This is a genomic window from Mannheimia sp. USDA-ARS-USMARC-1261 (assembly GCF_000521605.1).
In the GTDB taxonomy this organism is placed as follows: Bacteria; Pseudomonadota; Gammaproteobacteria; order Enterobacterales; family Pasteurellaceae; genus Mannheimia; species Mannheimia indoligenes.
Map to the genome: position 1 here is coordinate 1321323 of NZ_CP006942.1, position 15572 is coordinate 1336894.

A 15572-nucleotide genomic window follows, 5' to 3' on the forward strand; every position below is an offset into this window, starting at 1 on the left:
TTTCTATTTTAAATTGCAAGGAGCATTATGAAAAAAACCGTTTATTTACTTGCAGGACTACTGTTCTGTGCGGCACTCCCTACACTTGCTCAAACGCAATATATTAGCGAAAATCTTAATACCTATATGCGTAAAGGTGCAGGGGATAATTTTAGAATTTCCGGTGCAATCCAAGCAGGAGAAAAGGTAACGGTATTAGACAAAAAAGATCGTTATAGCTTAATTAGAGACACCCGAAACCGTGAAGGCTGGGTATTAAATTCTGATTTAAGTGATACCGCAAGCCCAAAAGAGCTTATTCCACAGTTAAATCAACAGGTTCAAGACTTAACCAATCGCTTGAACAAAATTGATACTGAATGGCAACAACGTACGGCGGAAATGCAGCGTAGAACGCAGGATGCCGTTCAAAAAAGTAGTGATTTAGTAGAAGAAAACGCTCAGTTAAAACGTGAATTGGAAATCTTAAAAAACAAAAACCGTGATTTAGAAACAATGCACGATTCTGAAAAGCGTGAAATTGTAATTCAATGGTTTATCTACGGTGGTGCTGTTTTAGGGGCTGGTTTACTACTCGGCTTACTTGTTCCATTCTTAATTCCTCGCCGAAAACGTAATAGTGGTGGCTGGGCTTAATAAAAAGATAAAAAGGATTTAGCTTTGATCTGCACCCCAAAAGTTGGACTAAATAACCAACTGATTAAGGTGCAGATTTTTTATGACTAAATACAACCAATCTTTCAAACAACAAGTGATCGAATTTTATCTTCAAAATGGGAAAAATCGATCACTCACTCGTCAGCATTTTCAGCTTGCCAAAACAACTCTAGAACGTTGGATTAGCCAATATAATCATAATGGTTTCAATGGGTTAGCTGTTTTAGGCAAAAGGCGGATTTACTCATCCGAATTTAAATTATACGTTGTACAAACGGTCAAAAACAGACAATTTTCCGCAGAATATGCTACTCTTTATTTTAATTTTTCCAATTCAGGTATCATCAGTCAATGGTTGCAAGCCTTTGATAAACAGGGTATAAACGGCTTATTCCCCAAACCCAAAGGTCGCCCGACAATGAAACCCAAATACCCGAAAATGCCACCGCCACCCAAAACCGAAGAAGAACGTTTGCGTTACCGTATTTTAGAGCTGGAAGCGGAGAATGCTATCCTAAAAAAGTTGCAGGAACTCAACCAAGCCAAAATGCGGAAAAAGCAAATGTCGTAAAATTGTTGCGAAATCACTTTCCGCTTGAAATACTATTGCAACTTATCGGTTTAAAACGCAGTACTTATTTTTATCATCTTGCCGCTAAAGTGGATAAAAATGCCGTGATTGAGCAGAAAATAGCTGAGATTTATCACGAAAACAAAGGTAACTACGGTTATCATCGTATTACGTTAGTGTTGCGTAGAATATGGACCGTCAACCACAAAAAAGTCCAAGCGATAATGCAAAAATTGGGCTTACAAGGGAAATTCAAACGCCGGAAATATCGCTCATATCAAGGCGAAGTAGGCAAAATAGCAGAGAATGTATTGGAAAGAAATTTTTCGGCTACTGCCCCAAACGAGAAATGGGCGACAGACGTGACCGAGTTCAAATGTGTGGAGGGTAAGCTCTATTTATCGCCAATCAAGGATTTATTCAATGGTGAAATTATTGCCTACGATTTAGCCGAAAGCCCAAACTTTGAGCAAATTAACCGAATGATGAGCCAAGCTGTCGCAAGGCTTAACGGTGCAAAACCGATACTGCATTCCGACCAAGGTTGGCAGTATCAGATGTCATGTTTTCAGACAATTTGTCAACAAAACGGCATTAGGCAAAGTATGTCGAGAAAAGGAAACTGCTTGGATAATGGGGCAATGGAGAGTTTTTTCGGGCGGCTCAAAACGGAATGTTATTTTGGCAAGAAGTTTGAAACTTTTGCCGAACTGAAGAAAGCTATTCACGATTACATTCATTACTACAACAATGAGCGTATTCAAGTGAAACTAAAAGGACTAAGCCCTGTGGAATACAGAACTCAGTCCTTGAATTAAATGAGTCTAACTTTTTGGGGGCAGATCATTTACAGTCCCTTATTTTGATATTTCGTTATTTATTGACCGAATGAGCCGGCTCCCATCATAATCACAAATAACGCCATTTGGATTTCATCTTCAGTTAATTCACGACCATTTAAGATTAATTTCTCATTTTCAACCGATAATTCAATCTTCACATTGTTTTCATCTACTTTTCTTAATCCGTACTGTTCAACTCCTGCATTAAGAAAAGCGGCATCAACTTGTTGTTTGGCAAACGCTTTGGCTTCTTCTTCGCTCAATTTCTCTGTAACCATCGAGATTTGGCGAATAATATCTTCTGCATATTCACGGTTAATATTTGAAGTAAATTTACTACTTGAAAGAGCTTTTAATACCTCTTGCATATTGCTCATATTTTGTGGATCAAATTGAGCCATATTCAATAATAAAGCTAAATTAAATTTACCTTTGCTATTTTCAAGTGAGAAGTTATTAATATGGAACTTCACCGATTTTGCCAACAACTGCATTAAAAGTTCATCTTCAAATCCTTCAGGATTAGATAATAAAGGCGTAATATCATTGGTTAATTTAGCATCTAAATCGTATGCCATATCCATTTTTAATTTACCCAGTTCAACACCTTCAATGTTGAAAGAAGCCGCCTCTAAATCTCCTGTCGAAATCACACGCTCGCCTTTTAACAGGTTATCGCCTTTAACCACAATATCTTTAATTTGAGATAATTTGCCATCTTTAGACTGAAACTCAATAGCGTTGATTTTTCCACTTCCTTTGCCGAAAGTTAAATTAGGATAACTTTCATTACTTTCAGTTTGAACATCATAAGCTATACCTTGAATTTGCAAATCAAGTTCTTCTGCTTTTATTTTAAAACTCTCTAGCTCAACAGTGCTATCAATGCCTTTTAATTTTTGGTCGTAACTATATTGCACTTTGACAGGGGTTGTTTCAATAGTGCCTGTTTCATCGCTATATTTAATTGGCGAGAAATCAAAATATCCTTTTGTATCGCCGGAATAGCTGATATTAGCCACCCCCGAACCAATTTGTTCACCGACAAATTTTTTAAATACCTCTGGTCCTTGAAGGCTATTTTCCATACTCATCATTACAGGAACAAAATTAAACTTCGCTAAACGATTAAGCGGTAGCGGGCCGTGATGAAGTTTATCATTACCGATAAAATCTAATTTTTTACCATCGCCAAAATCCACTTCTAAACGATATTTCGCATCAGAACTAAAGAAATGGCGATCAATTTGCACATCTTTGAGCTCAATATTTGCTCCAAACTCGCCACTTAGTTGCTTAAGTTGGTTATTGGCTTGAACGACTAATGCTTGATATTTTTCTTCAACTTGTTTGCCCGTATACCAGCTACCGCCAACTACAGATACACCAATTACCGCTACAACTGAAAGAGCAATTTTGCTTAATTTCATAATTTTCCTTTATCTGTAAAAAATATTAAAAAAATGACCGCTTGTTATTTACCGACATATCATTTTACAAGTTTAGATATATCGTAATTGAGTTTACCATAAATAAGAAATGACTTATATCGCTGAACTTAACAAAATAGTGTAAATTAATAAAACTCGCTTGATTATTAAGATAAAAAGCATACAATTTAGGTGGTTATTTCTAACTTAACGAGGTTCGATATGAAAAAACAAATGTTGCATTAACCATTTTAATGGCTCTTGGCTTAGTGGCTTGTGGTAGCAGTGGTAGTGGTAGCAACACTACTGATAATAAACAGGTATCACCGGTACAACCTGCTCAACCAGCACAACCTGCTCAACCAGCACAGCCTGCTCAACCAGCACAGCCTGCTCAACCAGCACAGCCTGCTCAACCAGCACAGCCTGCTCAACCAGCACAGCCTGCTCAACCAGCACAACCTGCTCAACCAGCACAACCTGCTCAACCAGCACAACCTGCTCAACCAGCACAACCTGCTCAACCAGCACAGCCTGCTCAACCAGCACAGCCTGCTCAACCAGCACAGCCTGCTCAACCAGCACAGCCTCCAAAACCAGATGATTTATTGCCACAGGAAGAAACTGCCTACACTCAAAACTCTCCTACCGTTGGTGGTATATTTACCATTCCTAAAAATAGTGGGGGCATTGAAACAGGTCATTTAACCTCGCCAGATACTGAACTGACAACACTTCTAAACGTTGAAGGTAAACAAATCCCACTTTCAAGACCCGGTTTAAATGGTAATAAGATAAACATTGAAGATGCAAACAGCACATTAATAGTTCAAAAGGGCACTAATACCTTAATTGCTTTTGTTCAGCAAAATGACTTAGAAAATCGTTATTTGTTTAATGCCAATATAAATCAGACAAAAAATATGCCTAAAGAAGGTGCTCTGACTTATAAAGGACACAGTTTCAGCCTGTATGCTAAAAATGATAAAGCAGGTAAACTTGACACTATTGATGATAATGGCTTAGCCGAGTTTACAGCTGATTTTAACCAAAAACCCCTAACAGGTACAATTAAATCATCTATGGAAAATAGTGGTTTTGAGCCTGTTGAAATTTCAGCAAGCATTACCCAGAACACATTCTCTGGAAGTAAAAACTATGTGAGTGTGCAGGGTGGTTTCTTTGGCGAGAATGCTGGAGAATTAGCCGGCGACTATATTCGTAAAGGTAATGACCAACAAAATGCTATTGGTGTATTCCGAGCAGAGAAATCTAAATAAAGATTAAATTTCTTTCAAAGACCGCTACAAGCGGTCTTTTTATATTTACAAGAATTAAATAAATAATCGTCTTTTAACAAAAATTTAGAAAAACGACCGCTTGTAGTTATTTAGCCTATCATCTTTTAATATCTGTTCAACCTCTAAGCGAACATATCTGATCTCCCCACCCACTTTTTCATAAAGTAAACCGACTTTTCCGTCCGGCAACTCTGCAATGCTACTGTAGCCAAAAGTTTCATTATCATCAGTTATCTGAATATAATCTTGCCAATCAATGGTATTATCTGACTTGATTTCACCAATCCAAACTCTTCCATTAATGCGTTTCCACATTTGCTTAGAATGAGCGTTAGAAAGCAGTACATACTCTTTGTCGTTAATTTCTTTTGAATATTTTATTGCTGATAATTGCGTGTAGGAATTGAGTAACTCCGCATCAAATTCACTACTTTGCCACGTCATACCTTCAGTATTACTGCTAGATACCAATACATTGCCTTTATTAGTGCGGGTAAAAAGCGTTATCGTACCATCATTGAGTTCCACAATGTGCGATTCACTCGCCTTATAAGGTGCTTTATTACCATTAAATTTAATAGGCGTTTCGCCCATTAGCCAAGTTTCACCACCGTCTTCACTTTTGATGACGGCAGTCAGTTCATTGTCATATTGGTCAATAAAATAAACCGGCACCAGTAACGTTCCACTTTCCAATTGAACCCCTGTACCAGGACCCGTACCAAGAAATTTCATCGAATCAGTTTTCAACTGTGGGTTTAAATCAATCGGATTTGACCACGTTTTGCCGTTATCATCGCTATAAATCAACCATAAATAACTGGTTTTCTGCACTGTAAATGGGGCGGAACGATTAAACTCTTTTTGCGAGGAGAGAAAAATATTACCTTGATAATTGGCATCGTTCATTTCACCCAAATAAACATCGCCTAAATCTCGATAGGCTTTATCGGGGTTGCCCTTAGTTACTACTTGGTAATCTGTTGGATTGTTTTGGGTATCATACACTCGACCTAAAGTGTGGCTTTGCTTTCGCAAAGTATAGGTCTGATCTTTACCAATCAGTTTCAAAAAGGCTTGACCATCAATTTTAGTATAACCACTACCTAACGCATTGGCTGGGTTAGCAGGCTCTCTTTTGCCGTGATAAGTAATATGACTATGAATGCCACTCGATTCGGGGTACATATCCACCAATAAGAAAATGCGTTCGGAATTTTTGTCTTGTACCATCACAGGGTCAATAACAAATGCCGATTGGGTATTTTCAAAATTAGGAGCATTGTAGGGCTGCTCAATTAAATCGATCACGACTTGGTCGTTCTGCCAATTTTGCTGTTATCCAAACTTCGACGGATAACTAAATCAATATTACCCCAATCCTTATTATCAAATTGATGTTTATCAATTGCCGCTAACACAATGCCGTTTTCTGTGGTTAATAGCGAGGGAATACGGTAATTTTTTGCCGATTTATTCGCCACAAAAAGTGGCTTTTCTTGTCCAATAACAATATTGCTCGCAATTTCCAGCTCTTGTTCACTATAGCCATTCACTGCACCAACAGTTTGCTTGGCGGAACTATAAGATAAAAAAATGTAGAATAGGCAAAAAAAGATAACAGATTTCATAGTGTCTAGGTTTAACATTTAGGCGGCGTATTCTAGCGTAATGTATTAATTTTGAACAGTAAAACAAAACGCTTTTAACTTATTTTTAAGTTAAAAGCGTTTGTAAATTTTTTCGGTAAAATAACCGCTTGTCAGTTACTTAGTCGCAGCTTTCATCGCTTGTACAAATTCAGCAAGTTCTTCCAGCAAATTCGCTTGGTTATCTAAATTACGTTCAATAATCTTCACAATTGCCGAGCCTGAAATTGCCCCATCAGCACCAAGTCTTAAGGCTTCTTTCACTTGTTCCGGTTTAGCAATACCAAAACCTTGTAAGATTGGTGCAGCATTCGCTTGTTTTAAGCTCCCCACTAAATTATCAAGATTACTTGCGTGAGCTTGGTTTTCCGCACTGGTTACACCTGCACGAGAAACTAAATAAGTATAGCCTTCAGTTAATTTTGCAATGCGTTGAATGGTATTTTCATCTGCATTTGGCGGGCAGATAAACACAGGCTGAATACCATATTTTTTAGCCGTTGGTACAAATTCTTCTGCCGCTAAAACAGGTAAATCTGCAATTAACACCGCATCAACACCTGTTTGTTGGCAGCGTTGGAAGAACCTCTCCGTACTCGGTACAAAAATTAAGTTCGCACAAAGCAATAAACCAATTGGAATATCGGGATATTTCGCTCTAATTTTTTCGATCAATGTAAAGCAAGCATCTGTACTGTAACCTGCATCTAATGCACGTTTGTTCGCTGCTTGAATAACAGGTCCATCTAGTAATGGATCTGAAAATGGAAAGCCTAATTCTAACGCATCAGCTCCATTGGCAATCATCGTTTCAATAATTTCAAAACTACGGTCAAAATCAGGATCGCATAAAGTAACAAACGGCACGAAAGCCCCTTCGTTTTTCGCTTTTAAGCGTTCAAATACGTTATCAAAACGGCTCATTAGTTACCTCCATTTAAAATTTTATCGACCGTGAAAATATCTTTGTCGCCACGTCCAGATAAATTTACCACTAATAGTTGCTCTTTCTCAGGATTTTGCTTAATCAACTTTAGTGCATAAGCTAAGGCGTGTGAAGACTCTAACGCAGAAATAATCCCTTCATTTTTAGCGAGTGCTTGGAAAGCATCTAATGCTTCTTGGTCGGTAATCGATACATAATCAGCTCTGCCTGTTGCATTTAAATAGGCGTGTTGCGGACCAACTGATGGGAAATCTAAACCTGCCGAGATAGAGTAAGATTCTTCAATTTGTCCATCTTTATCTTGCATAATCGGTGATTTCATACCGAAGTAAATTCCTGTTGTGCCGTGTTTAAGCGGTGCACCGTGTTCACCTGTTTCAATGCCTTTGCCTGCCGGTTCAACGCCGATTAATTGTACCGACGTTTCTTCGATGAAATCAGCAAACATTCCGATTGCATTCGAGCCACCGCCAACGGCAGCAATCACCGCATCCGGCAAGCGGTCTTCTTTTGCTAAAATTTGACGTTTGGTTTCTTCGCCAATCATTTTTTGGAACTCACGCACCATTGTCGGGAATGGATGTGGACCTGCTGCCGTACCAATTAAATAGTGAGTGGTATCGTAGTTTGCCGCCCAATCACGCATCGCCTCACAGCACGCATCTTTCAGTGAGCAAGAACCTTTTTCGACAGGAATTACATCCGCCCCCATTAAACGCATACGGAACACATTAGGCGATTGGCGTTCCACATCTTTTGCCCCCATATAAACCACACAAGACATACCTAGCATTGCACAAGCTAATGCGGTTGCGACACCGTGCTGCCCTGCTCCAGTTTCGGCAATAATACGGGTTTTGCCCATTCGTTTGGCGAGTAAAATTTGCCCTAGTACTTGGTTGGTTTTATGAGCTCCACCGTGTAATAAATCTTCACGTTTTAGATAGAGTTTACTGTTTGTACCTTTGGTTAAATTACGGCAAAGCGTAAGTGCCGTTGGACGACCTGCATAGTTTTTGAGTAAATCGGCAAATTCTGCTTGGAATGTTGGATCTTGTTGAGCTTCTACAAAGGCTTGCTCTAATTCTTTGAGTACCGGTACTAAAATTTCAGGAACATACATTCCGCCAAATTCACCGAAGTAAGGGTTAAGAAGTGTGTCTGACATAATATTTCCTTTTCTATTTCCTCTCTCGTCTTGAAAGAGAGTATAAAATTATAAATTTCTAGCTACATTTAAGGCTGATGAGGTTTGAGCTACCGGCATTACTTCAACACGGTTAATATTGACGTGTTCCGGTTGTTGATTTAACCAAAGCACGATATTAGCCACATCTTCAGGGCGAACAAATTCAACATTTTCATAAATTTTTGCTGCTTTTTCGTCATCGCCTTTAAAGCGAACATTAGAAAATTCTGTCCCACCACATAAGCCCGGCTCAACGTTAGACACCCGTACTTTTGTGCCTGCTAGATCTGCACGCAAATTTAAGCTAAACTGCTTCACAAAGGCTTTTGTACCGCCATAAACATTCCCACCCGGGTAAGGGTAAGTTCCTGCAATCGAACCGATATTAATAATATGTCCTGAATTATGCTCAACCATTTCAGGAAGAACTAGGCGTGTCATTGTTACTAAGCCTTTAATATTAGTATCAATCATTTGATACCAATCAGTTAAATCCGCTTTATGAGCAGGCTCTAAGCCTAGTGCTAAACCTGCATTATTCACTAATAAGTCAATCTTTCGCCAACTTTGAGGGCGGCTATTTAATGCTTTTTCAACTTCTGAGGAATCTTGAATATCAAATACAAGCGGTAGAAAATTGTCGCCAAATTGCAAATGTAGTTCGCTTAAACGCTCTGCACGTCTGCCTGTGCCAATCACTCTATAGCCTGATTGAAGAAGTAATTTACAAATTGCTAAACCAAAACCGGCGGTTGCCCCTGTTACTAATGCAGTTTTCATAGTTTTACTCTCAAAATTAAAATGTACTATTAAAGTAGTACAAAATTTAAAAAATTGCAAGAAATATATCGTTCAGAAAAGAAAAAAGCGTACCAAAAGGTACGCTAAATACATAGGAGGATCTTATTTTAAGATTTATATAACACAACATTCGATATCCATATCTTGAATGGCATTCTATATCATAAATCCATTTAATTCTGTGATTGCCTTCACATTTTTAGAAATTAACCTTTATTTTCCTACTTTTTTTGCTTTAAAAATTAAAATTAAGGCAGCCATCACTGCGGCTGTTGCTACAAATCCTAATAAAGCAGATTGCGTGAAACCTACTACTAAGTAGCCAACAATAGAAGCAGCAGCAACCAATAACGCATAAGGTAATTGTGAAATAACGTGATCCATATGGTTACATTGTGCACCTGTTGAAGATAAGATAGTGGTATCTGACACCGGTGAACAGTGGTCTCCACATACCGCCCCCGCCATTACTGCCGACAAGCAAGGAATGATTAATGCAGGCTCAGAATGAACTGCCATTGCCGCACCGATTGGTAACATAATACCAAATGTTCCCCAGCTTGTGCCTGTTGAGAATGCCATAAATGCGGCTAATACGAATAAAATTGCCGGTAAGAATCCTGCTGCAATATGCTCACCAACTAAGCCTGATAAGTATTTACCTGTTTGCATATCGCTTACTACGCCATTAATTGTCCAAGCAAAGAATAAAATGGTAATTGCACCGGACATCATTTTTACGCCTAAACCATAGGCACGAACGTAATTTTTTAGTGAAATATGACCGCTTGCCATAATACAAATGCTGGCAACTACCAATGCAGCTAGACCGCCTACCACTAACGAAATACCCACAGTGGTATTTTCAAAAGCACCTAAAATCGAAAATGGAGTGTTTGATTCCGCTAAGGCATCGGCACCGGTTTTAATCATCATTGCAACCGTAACCACAATTAAAGCAACAATAGGGAACACTAAATTACGCATACGCCCTTTAACTTCAATACTTTCTTCCTCTACTTCTGCTAAATGTTCTGCTTGGCGTTCAAAACGAGCCATTGAGCCGATATCGAATGAGAAATAAGCTACGAAGAACACCATAATCATTGAGAAAATCGCATAGAAATTCATTGCACTCATCGTCATAAATGCACCAAGCGGAGAATAGCCCGTGATTGAATGAGTTGCTAATAAACCGGCAATTAAGGTAATAATGTAAGCTCCCCAACTTGAAATTGGCATTAATACACACATTGGTGCAGCAGTTGAGTCAAGGATATAAGCTAATTTTGCACGAGAAACATTAAATTTATCCGTTACCGGGCGAGCAATTGCCCCTACCGCTAAACTATGGAAATAGTCATCAATAAAAGTGAAAAATACTAAACCTGCGGCTATTAATTTTGCACCACGTTTGTCTTTGATTCTTTTCTGAGCCCAATTCGCAAAGGCTTGATTACTTCCTGAAATGCTTAATAAAGAAGTTAATACACCTAATAAAATTAAGAATAAAATGATATTGATGTTGTTAGAATTTAAACCTTCTTCAGCTCCTTTATAAACTAAAGAAACAACACTATTTTTAATATAAGTAAGTGCATCAAGAAAATTACTATTGGTTAGCATAAATGCACCAAATATAATCCCAATGCTTAATGAAATAATCACTTTGCGTGTAACAATCGCTAAAATTAATGCAATCAGAGCCGGTAACACAGACCAAAACGATGTGGAATAATCAACTAGATTCATAAAACCTCTAAAATGACTTTGTATAATTTGTATATAAAAATAATAGCCAAACAAGAGATGTACTGAGATATTTATAGGAATAAATATAAAGGAAGGAAATATGAAAAACTAAAACCCACCCTAACAGTAGCACTCCGTAGCGTTTACTACGACAGTGTCGTTTCTTTCGAGAACGACCCCAACCAATTAAGATGACGCCTAATTGATTTCGGCAAATCCACCTTTCCTTTTTCTTCATCGTTTTCCACTCAGAAAAAATACTTATTGAATTTGCACCTCTACATTTTGTAGGATGACGTAAAGATACCACGAATATCCGAAGATATAAAGTACCTCTTTTTTATTTATATTTATTTACCTCAAATATCTTTTAATATATGATAAAGAAGAATAAAATTCACTTCGTTACTAAAATATTAGGAGAATACAATGTCAGATTTAAAAAGCCTTTTAAACCTTCGTAGGTTAAGAGTATTTGCTAAAGATTTAGCACTTGAACAATTAAAATCATTTGCTGAAAAATTAGATACTATTATTGCTGAAAAAGAAGAAGAAATTAGAAAAGAAGAGCAAGAAAAAGCAAAACAATTAGAAAGCTTAAATAAATACGCCGAAATGTTAAAACAAGATGGACTTTCTATTGATGAATTAGCTCAATTATTAGCAGATAAAGTGATTAAAGGTCGTAAAGTCCCTAAAGCACGCAAACCGGTTGCTCCTCGCCCTGCCAAATATAAATTTGTTGACGCTGAAGGTAATGAAAAAACGTGGACGGGTCAAGGCAGAACACCAAAGGCATTACAAGAAGCACTTGATAAAGGCAAGAAATTAGAAGATTTTGCTATTTAATTTATTATTTAATAAAGATTAGATATGAGAGAACTCTAATTGAGTTCTCTTATTTTTATAAATAGGATATCAAATGCTTGAGCATAAAATTTTATTAACAGAATGCCCTGATGATACAGGATTAGTCGCTAAAATCACCAATATTTGTTACAAACACCAATTAAATATTATTAAAAACTCGGAATTTGTGGACAACGAAACGAAACGCTTTTTTATGCGTACTGAGTTAAACGGTATTTTTAACGATAAAACATTACTAACCGATCTAGAATTTACTTTACCCGAAGGTTCTATTTATAAATTATTACCAAAACAGAGAAAGCGTATTGTTATTTTAGTAACCAAAGAAGCTCACTGTTTAGGTGATTTATTAATGAAAAACTATTACGGTGGTTTAGATGTAGAAATTGCTGCTGTAATTGGTAATCACGATACATTAAGAGAGTTAGTTGAACGCTTTGATGTACCATTCCACTTAGTTAGCCACGAAAATCTAACACGTGTTGAACACGATAAATTATTAGCCGATAAAATTGACGAATACGCCCCGGATTATATTGTACTAGCTAAATATATGCGCGTGCTTAATCCCGAATTTGTAGCACGTTACCCAAATCGTGTTGTGAATATCCACCACTCTTTCTTACCTGCATTTATTGGTGCGAAACCATATCAACGAGCTTACGAACGTGGTGTAAAAATTATTGGTGCAACGGCTCATTTTGTAAATGATGAATTAGATGAAGGTCCAATTATTATGCAAAATGTGATCAACGTGGATCACACCTATACTGCAGAGGCTATGATGCGTGCCGGGCGGGATGTAGAGAAAACCGTTCTCAGTCAAGCATTAGAATTAGTACTTGCTGATAAGATCTTTGTTTATAAAAACAAAACCATTATTTTATAAAAAAATAGCCAGTGATTGAAACTGGCTATTTTATTTAGATGGAATATCTTCCAACGTTTCAGGCATTTTACCTATTAACAAATTAAATAGCATTGCCGTTCTTGCCAAAATCTCTCTTAACCTTACTTGATAAGCCCCTTCAGGATATTTCGCTGCATAACAAATAGCATCAATATTTTTAAATTTCGCAATAAATAATGCTCTTTCACAATGAAACTTCTGTGAGACAATCGTAAACGGCGGTAATTTATAAACCTCTGTCGCTCTTATAATTGAATCAAAAGTAGTATAGCCCGCATAATCTTGCTTAATTTGTAGCTGAGGTATGCCCATTTTCAGCAAATCATTAGTCATTGTTTTAGGCTCATTATAATAAGGGGTTTTATTATCACCACTAACTAAAAGTTTATTTACTTTTTCACTTTTCACTAATTGCTTTGCTGCTTCTAAACGATATTTGTAATATTCATTGATCACATTTTTTGAGTAAAATTTCGCTGTACCGAGCACTACGGCATAATCTCTATGAGGCAGATCGTTAATCTCACTATAGACTTTATCCCGCACAGCATAACTCGTTATTGAATCCACAATTAATAGGGTTGCAATTCCTATTAAGTGTAAGATCACAATCACTTTCAGTATTTTTATGCCCAATTGCTTAATTTGATGAAAAAACGGCAATGACCTAGCCCCTTAAATTTCGACTTCCAAAAATCACTTATTTATTCTTATTACTCAAATAATGAGTATATTAAAGACAAACAAAGTTGTCTGATTGTTCAATCAATTTATTCTATTTTAGTGTGTTTGTTAAGTCCTAAGCTCTATTTATCACACCTAAAACCTAAAAATTTTAGCCGTTTAAAAATCTAGACGTTTAGACGGCTAAAATTTCTTGACAATTGACAACAACACCGTTAATTTAACCATATTATTACAATTACAAGCGGTTAAAAAAGCATATTTTTTGCAAATAAGGATTCTATGGCTCAGCACATTACACTTTTTGAGGAAACGCCATTGCCCCTTTCACTAGGTGGCGAACTTTCCCCTATCACAGTGGCTTACCAAACTTACGGCGAATTAAATGCAGATAAAAGCAATGCTGTGTTGATCTGCCACGCCTTAACCGGCGATGCCGAGCCTTATTACGACTCTGCAACCGAGAAAGGCTGGTGGCAGGATTTTATCGGCAAAGGCTTAGCCTTTGATACCGAAAAATATTTCTTTATTTGTAGTAATGTTTTAGGTGGTTGTAAAGGCACAACAGGTCCTTCTTCAATTGATCCGAAAACCAATAAACCTTACGGTAGCCAATTCCCGATTATTACGGTTCAAGATATTGTTAATGTACAAAAAGCCTTAATTGATTACTTAGAAATTCCGATTCTCCACGCTGTCATTGGTGGCTCTTTTGGTGGAATGCAAGCCACGCAATGGGGCATTAGCTACCCGGATCAGGTACGTAATATTATCAACCTTTGTTCTTCACTTACTTTAAGTGCGGAAGCGATTGGCTTTAACCACGTTATGCGTCAGGCGATTATTAACGATCCGCATTTCAACGGTGGAGATTATTATGATGGCATCGCACCCGATAATGGCTTAAAAATTGCTCGAATGTTAGGAATGCTGACTTACCGCACGGATATTCAGCTGGCTAAAGCTTTCGGGCGGGAAACCAAACAGCAAGGGCAAATTTGGGGTGATCATTTTCAAGTAGAATCTTACTTAAGCTATCAAGGCACAAAATTTTTAGGTCGATTTGATGCCAATACTTACCTTCGCTTATTAAGAGCCTTAGATTTGTATGACCCCGCACTTGGCTATGAAAATGAAGAAGCTGCGTTAAAACGCATTAAAGCCAATTATGTTTTTGTAGCAGTAACCAGCGATCAGCTATTCAAACAAGTTGATGTGTATAAAAGCAAACAGAAATTAGAACAAGCCGGAGTGAATTTGGATTTTCACGAGTTCCACTCTGATTTCGGACATGATGCCTTTCTGGTTGATTATGATTTCTTCGAGCCGATGATTAGAAAAGGGCTGGAAAAGTAATTTGCATTTTTTATTATAAATATAACCGCTTGTAATCGCAAAAAAGCACACCAAAGTGTGCTTTTTGTCGTTTTATATTTTATTAGGCATAGTAGACAAAATAGTTGCTGATTTTACAAAAACTATGCCAAGTGGACAAAATAGTTGCTAACCTTATTTTTTGATTAGGTTAGTAACTTTTTTTATTCAAAAAATCCTTTATAAACATCAACTTATGTTTCTTTGTTAATCCGTTGTGATTATTTAACTTCTGCTTTAAGTCTTTAAAAAGACTTTCCGCTCTATTTGTGGTTCTTTCAATATTTAGCTCAGGGTATTTCTCGAAAGTAAATAAATAATCGTGATATCGCTTTAAACTGGCATAAGCTCCCCTTATATTTCGATGTTTATAAGGGAAATAACCTCTCTCATTCGCTATATCTGAACGTTCATTTAAAAAGTCCTGATGTTTTAAATACCAATTGTGTAGTTCCCTATAAAATATATTTTTCGTACTCTTTGTGAAAGTCTTAACAAGAATTTTTAATTCCTTTCCGGCTTGAGATTGGTGTTTTCTGCCTAATTTACGCATCACTATCGCAATCATATGAAACTGGCACATTTGTGTCGGGGTA

The 15572-nt window shown here is 37.2% G+C and carries 14 protein-coding genes, 1 pseudogene and 1 riboswitch; of the genes and pseudogenes, 6 read left to right on the forward strand and 9 right to left on the reverse strand.

Going from position 1 to position 15572, the window contains the following annotated elements; genetic code table 11:
* The first annotated feature begins 27 nt into the window (after positions 1–27).
* The gene (locus tag X781_RS06430; protein WP_038643958.1) at positions 28–636 is read left to right on the forward strand and encodes a TIGR04211 family SH3 domain-containing protein; all 609 of its coding nucleotides are present in this window, start codon (positions 28–30) and stop codon (positions 634–636) included.
* Positions 637–718: 82 nt separating this feature from the next.
* Positions 719–2046, forward strand: a protein-coding gene (locus tag X781_RS12010) for an IS3 family transposase (protein WP_144084204.1) whose coding sequence is annotated in 2 segments (ribosomal slippage) — positions 719–1166 and positions 1166–2046 — 1329 coding nt in all. Because the reading frame shifts where the segments join, the coding sequence is not laid out codon by codon here.
* A 59-nt stretch (positions 2047–2105) separates the two neighbouring features.
* Here the strand turns inward: X781_RS12010 and X781_RS06445 are convergent.
* Positions 2106–3500: a YdgA family protein gene (locus tag X781_RS06445; RefSeq protein WP_025236072.1), complete on the reverse strand. Its 1395-nt coding sequence runs from the start codon at positions 3498–3500 to the stop codon at positions 2106–2108.
* 254 nt (positions 3501–3754) lie between these two features.
* Between X781_RS06445 and X781_RS06450 the strand changes: the two genes are divergently transcribed.
* Positions 3755–4780: a transferrin-binding protein-like solute binding protein gene (locus tag X781_RS06450; RefSeq protein WP_025236073.1), complete on the forward strand. Its 1026-nt coding sequence runs from the start codon at positions 3755–3757 to the stop codon at positions 4778–4780.
* Between the two features lie 84 nt (positions 4781–4864).
* On the opposite strand, the gene X781_RS06455 is transcribed toward X781_RS06450, so the two are convergent.
* From X781_RS06455 to X781_RS06480, 6 genes are all read right to left on the reverse strand, one after another.
* Positions 4865–6112, reverse strand: coding sequence for a sialidase family protein (locus tag X781_RS06455; protein ID WP_025236074.1), 1248 nt, complete (start codon positions 6110–6112; stop codon positions 4865–4867).
* The gene (locus tag X781_RS06460) at positions 6109–6432 is read right to left on the reverse strand and encodes a sialidase family protein (RefSeq protein WP_144084205.1); all 324 of its coding nucleotides are present in this window, start codon (positions 6430–6432) and stop codon (positions 6109–6111) included. Before X781_RS06460 ends, X781_RS06455 begins: the two co-directional genes overlap by 4 nt.
* A gap of 135 nt (positions 6433–6567) precedes the next feature.
* A complete protein-coding gene (trpA, locus tag X781_RS06465; RefSeq protein WP_025236076.1) occupies positions 6568–7374 on the reverse strand; it encodes a tryptophan synthase subunit alpha in 807 nt (268 codons plus the stop codon).
* Positions 7374–8564 carry a tryptophan synthase subunit beta gene (gene trpB / locus X781_RS06470; protein WP_025236077.1) on the reverse strand — a complete coding sequence of 397 codons (1191 nt, stop codon included), beginning with the start codon at positions 8562–8564 and terminating at the stop codon, positions 7374–7376. The genes trpA and trpB overlap by 1 nt, the downstream gene beginning before the upstream one ends.
* A gap of 48 nt (positions 8565–8612) precedes the next feature.
* Positions 8613–9365 (reverse strand): SDR family oxidoreductase, encoded by a 753-nt coding sequence (locus X781_RS06475; protein WP_025236078.1) that lies wholly within the window; start codon positions 9363–9365, stop codon positions 8613–8615.
* A gap of 234 nt (positions 9366–9599) precedes the next feature.
* Complete coding sequence (locus X781_RS06480) at positions 9600–11138, reverse strand: Na+/H+ antiporter NhaC family protein (RefSeq protein WP_025236079.1); 1539 nt, start codon at positions 11136–11138, stop codon at positions 9600–9602.
* Positions 11139–11257: 119 nt separating this feature from the next.
* Positions 11258–11427, reverse strand: a riboswitch (Lysine riboswitch).
* A gap of 140 nt (positions 11428–11567) precedes the next feature.
* Here X781_RS06480 and X781_RS06485 point away from each other — a divergent pair.
* Both X781_RS06485 and purU read left to right on the forward strand, forming a co-directional pair.
* Entirely contained in the window at positions 11568–11987 is a 420-nt protein-coding gene (locus X781_RS06485; protein ID WP_025236080.1) for an H-NS family histone-like protein, read from the forward strand.
* Between the two features lie 73 nt (positions 11988–12060).
* Positions 12061–12897: a formyltetrahydrofolate deformylase gene (purU, locus tag X781_RS06490; RefSeq protein WP_025236081.1), complete on the forward strand. Its 837-nt coding sequence runs from the start codon at positions 12061–12063 to the stop codon at positions 12895–12897.
* 30 nt (positions 12898–12927) lie between these two features.
* On the opposite strand, the gene X781_RS06495 is transcribed toward purU, so the two are convergent.
* On the reverse strand, positions 12928–13542 hold the full coding sequence (locus X781_RS06495; protein ID WP_428981752.1) for a SanA/YdcF family protein: 615 nt from the start codon (positions 13540–13542) through the stop codon (positions 12928–12930).
* Positions 13543–13884: 342 nt separating this feature from the next.
* On the opposite strand from X781_RS06495, the gene metX reads away from it, so the two are divergent.
* Positions 13885–14958, forward strand: coding sequence for a homoserine O-acetyltransferase MetX (metX, locus tag X781_RS06500; protein ID WP_025236083.1), 1074 nt, complete (start codon positions 13885–13887; stop codon positions 14956–14958).
* Positions 14959–15127: 169 nt separating this feature from the next.
* Here metX and X781_RS06505 read toward each other — a convergent pair.
* Positions 15128–15565, reverse strand: a pseudogene (locus tag X781_RS06505) (IS256 family transposase, variant Zn-binding type); the annotation flags it as partial.
* Positions 15566–15572: the final 7 nt, after the last annotated feature.

Coding starts and splice junctions, on each gene's coding strand:
- X781_RS06430 (WP_038643958.1), top strand. CDS start 28: ATGAAAAAAACCGTTTATTTACTTGCAGGACTACTGTTCTGTGCGGCA.
- X781_RS06445 (WP_025236072.1), bottom strand. CDS start 3,500: ATGAAATTAAGCAAAATTGCTCTTTCAGTTGTAGCGGTAATTGGTGTA.
- X781_RS06450 (WP_025236073.1), top strand. CDS start 3,755: ATGGCTCTTGGCTTAGTGGCTTGTGGTAGCAGTGGTAGTGGTAGCAAC.
- X781_RS06460 (WP_144084205.1), bottom strand. CDS start 6,432: ATGAAATCTGTTATCTTTTTTTGCCTATTCTACATTTTTTTATCTTAT.
- trpA (WP_025236076.1), bottom strand. CDS start 7,374: ATGAGCCGTTTTGATAACGTATTTGAACGCTTAAAAGCGAAAAACGAA.
- trpB (WP_025236077.1), bottom strand. CDS start 8,564: ATGTCAGACACACTTCTTAACCCTTACTTCGGTGAATTTGGCGGAATG.
- X781_RS06475 (WP_025236078.1), bottom strand. CDS start 9,365: ATGAAAACTGCATTAGTAACAGGGGCAACCGCCGGTTTTGGTTTAGCA.
- X781_RS06480 (WP_025236079.1), bottom strand. CDS start 11,138: ATGAATCTAGTTGATTATTCCACATCGTTTTGGTCTGTGTTACCGGCT.
- X781_RS06485 (WP_025236080.1), top strand. CDS start 11,568: ATGTCAGATTTAAAAAGCCTTTTAAACCTTCGTAGGTTAAGAGTATTT.
- purU (WP_025236081.1), top strand. CDS start 12,061: ATGCTTGAGCATAAAATTTTATTAACAGAATGCCCTGATGATACAGGA.
- metX (WP_025236083.1), top strand. CDS start 13,885: ATGGCTCAGCACATTACACTTTTTGAGGAAACGCCATTGCCCCTTTCA.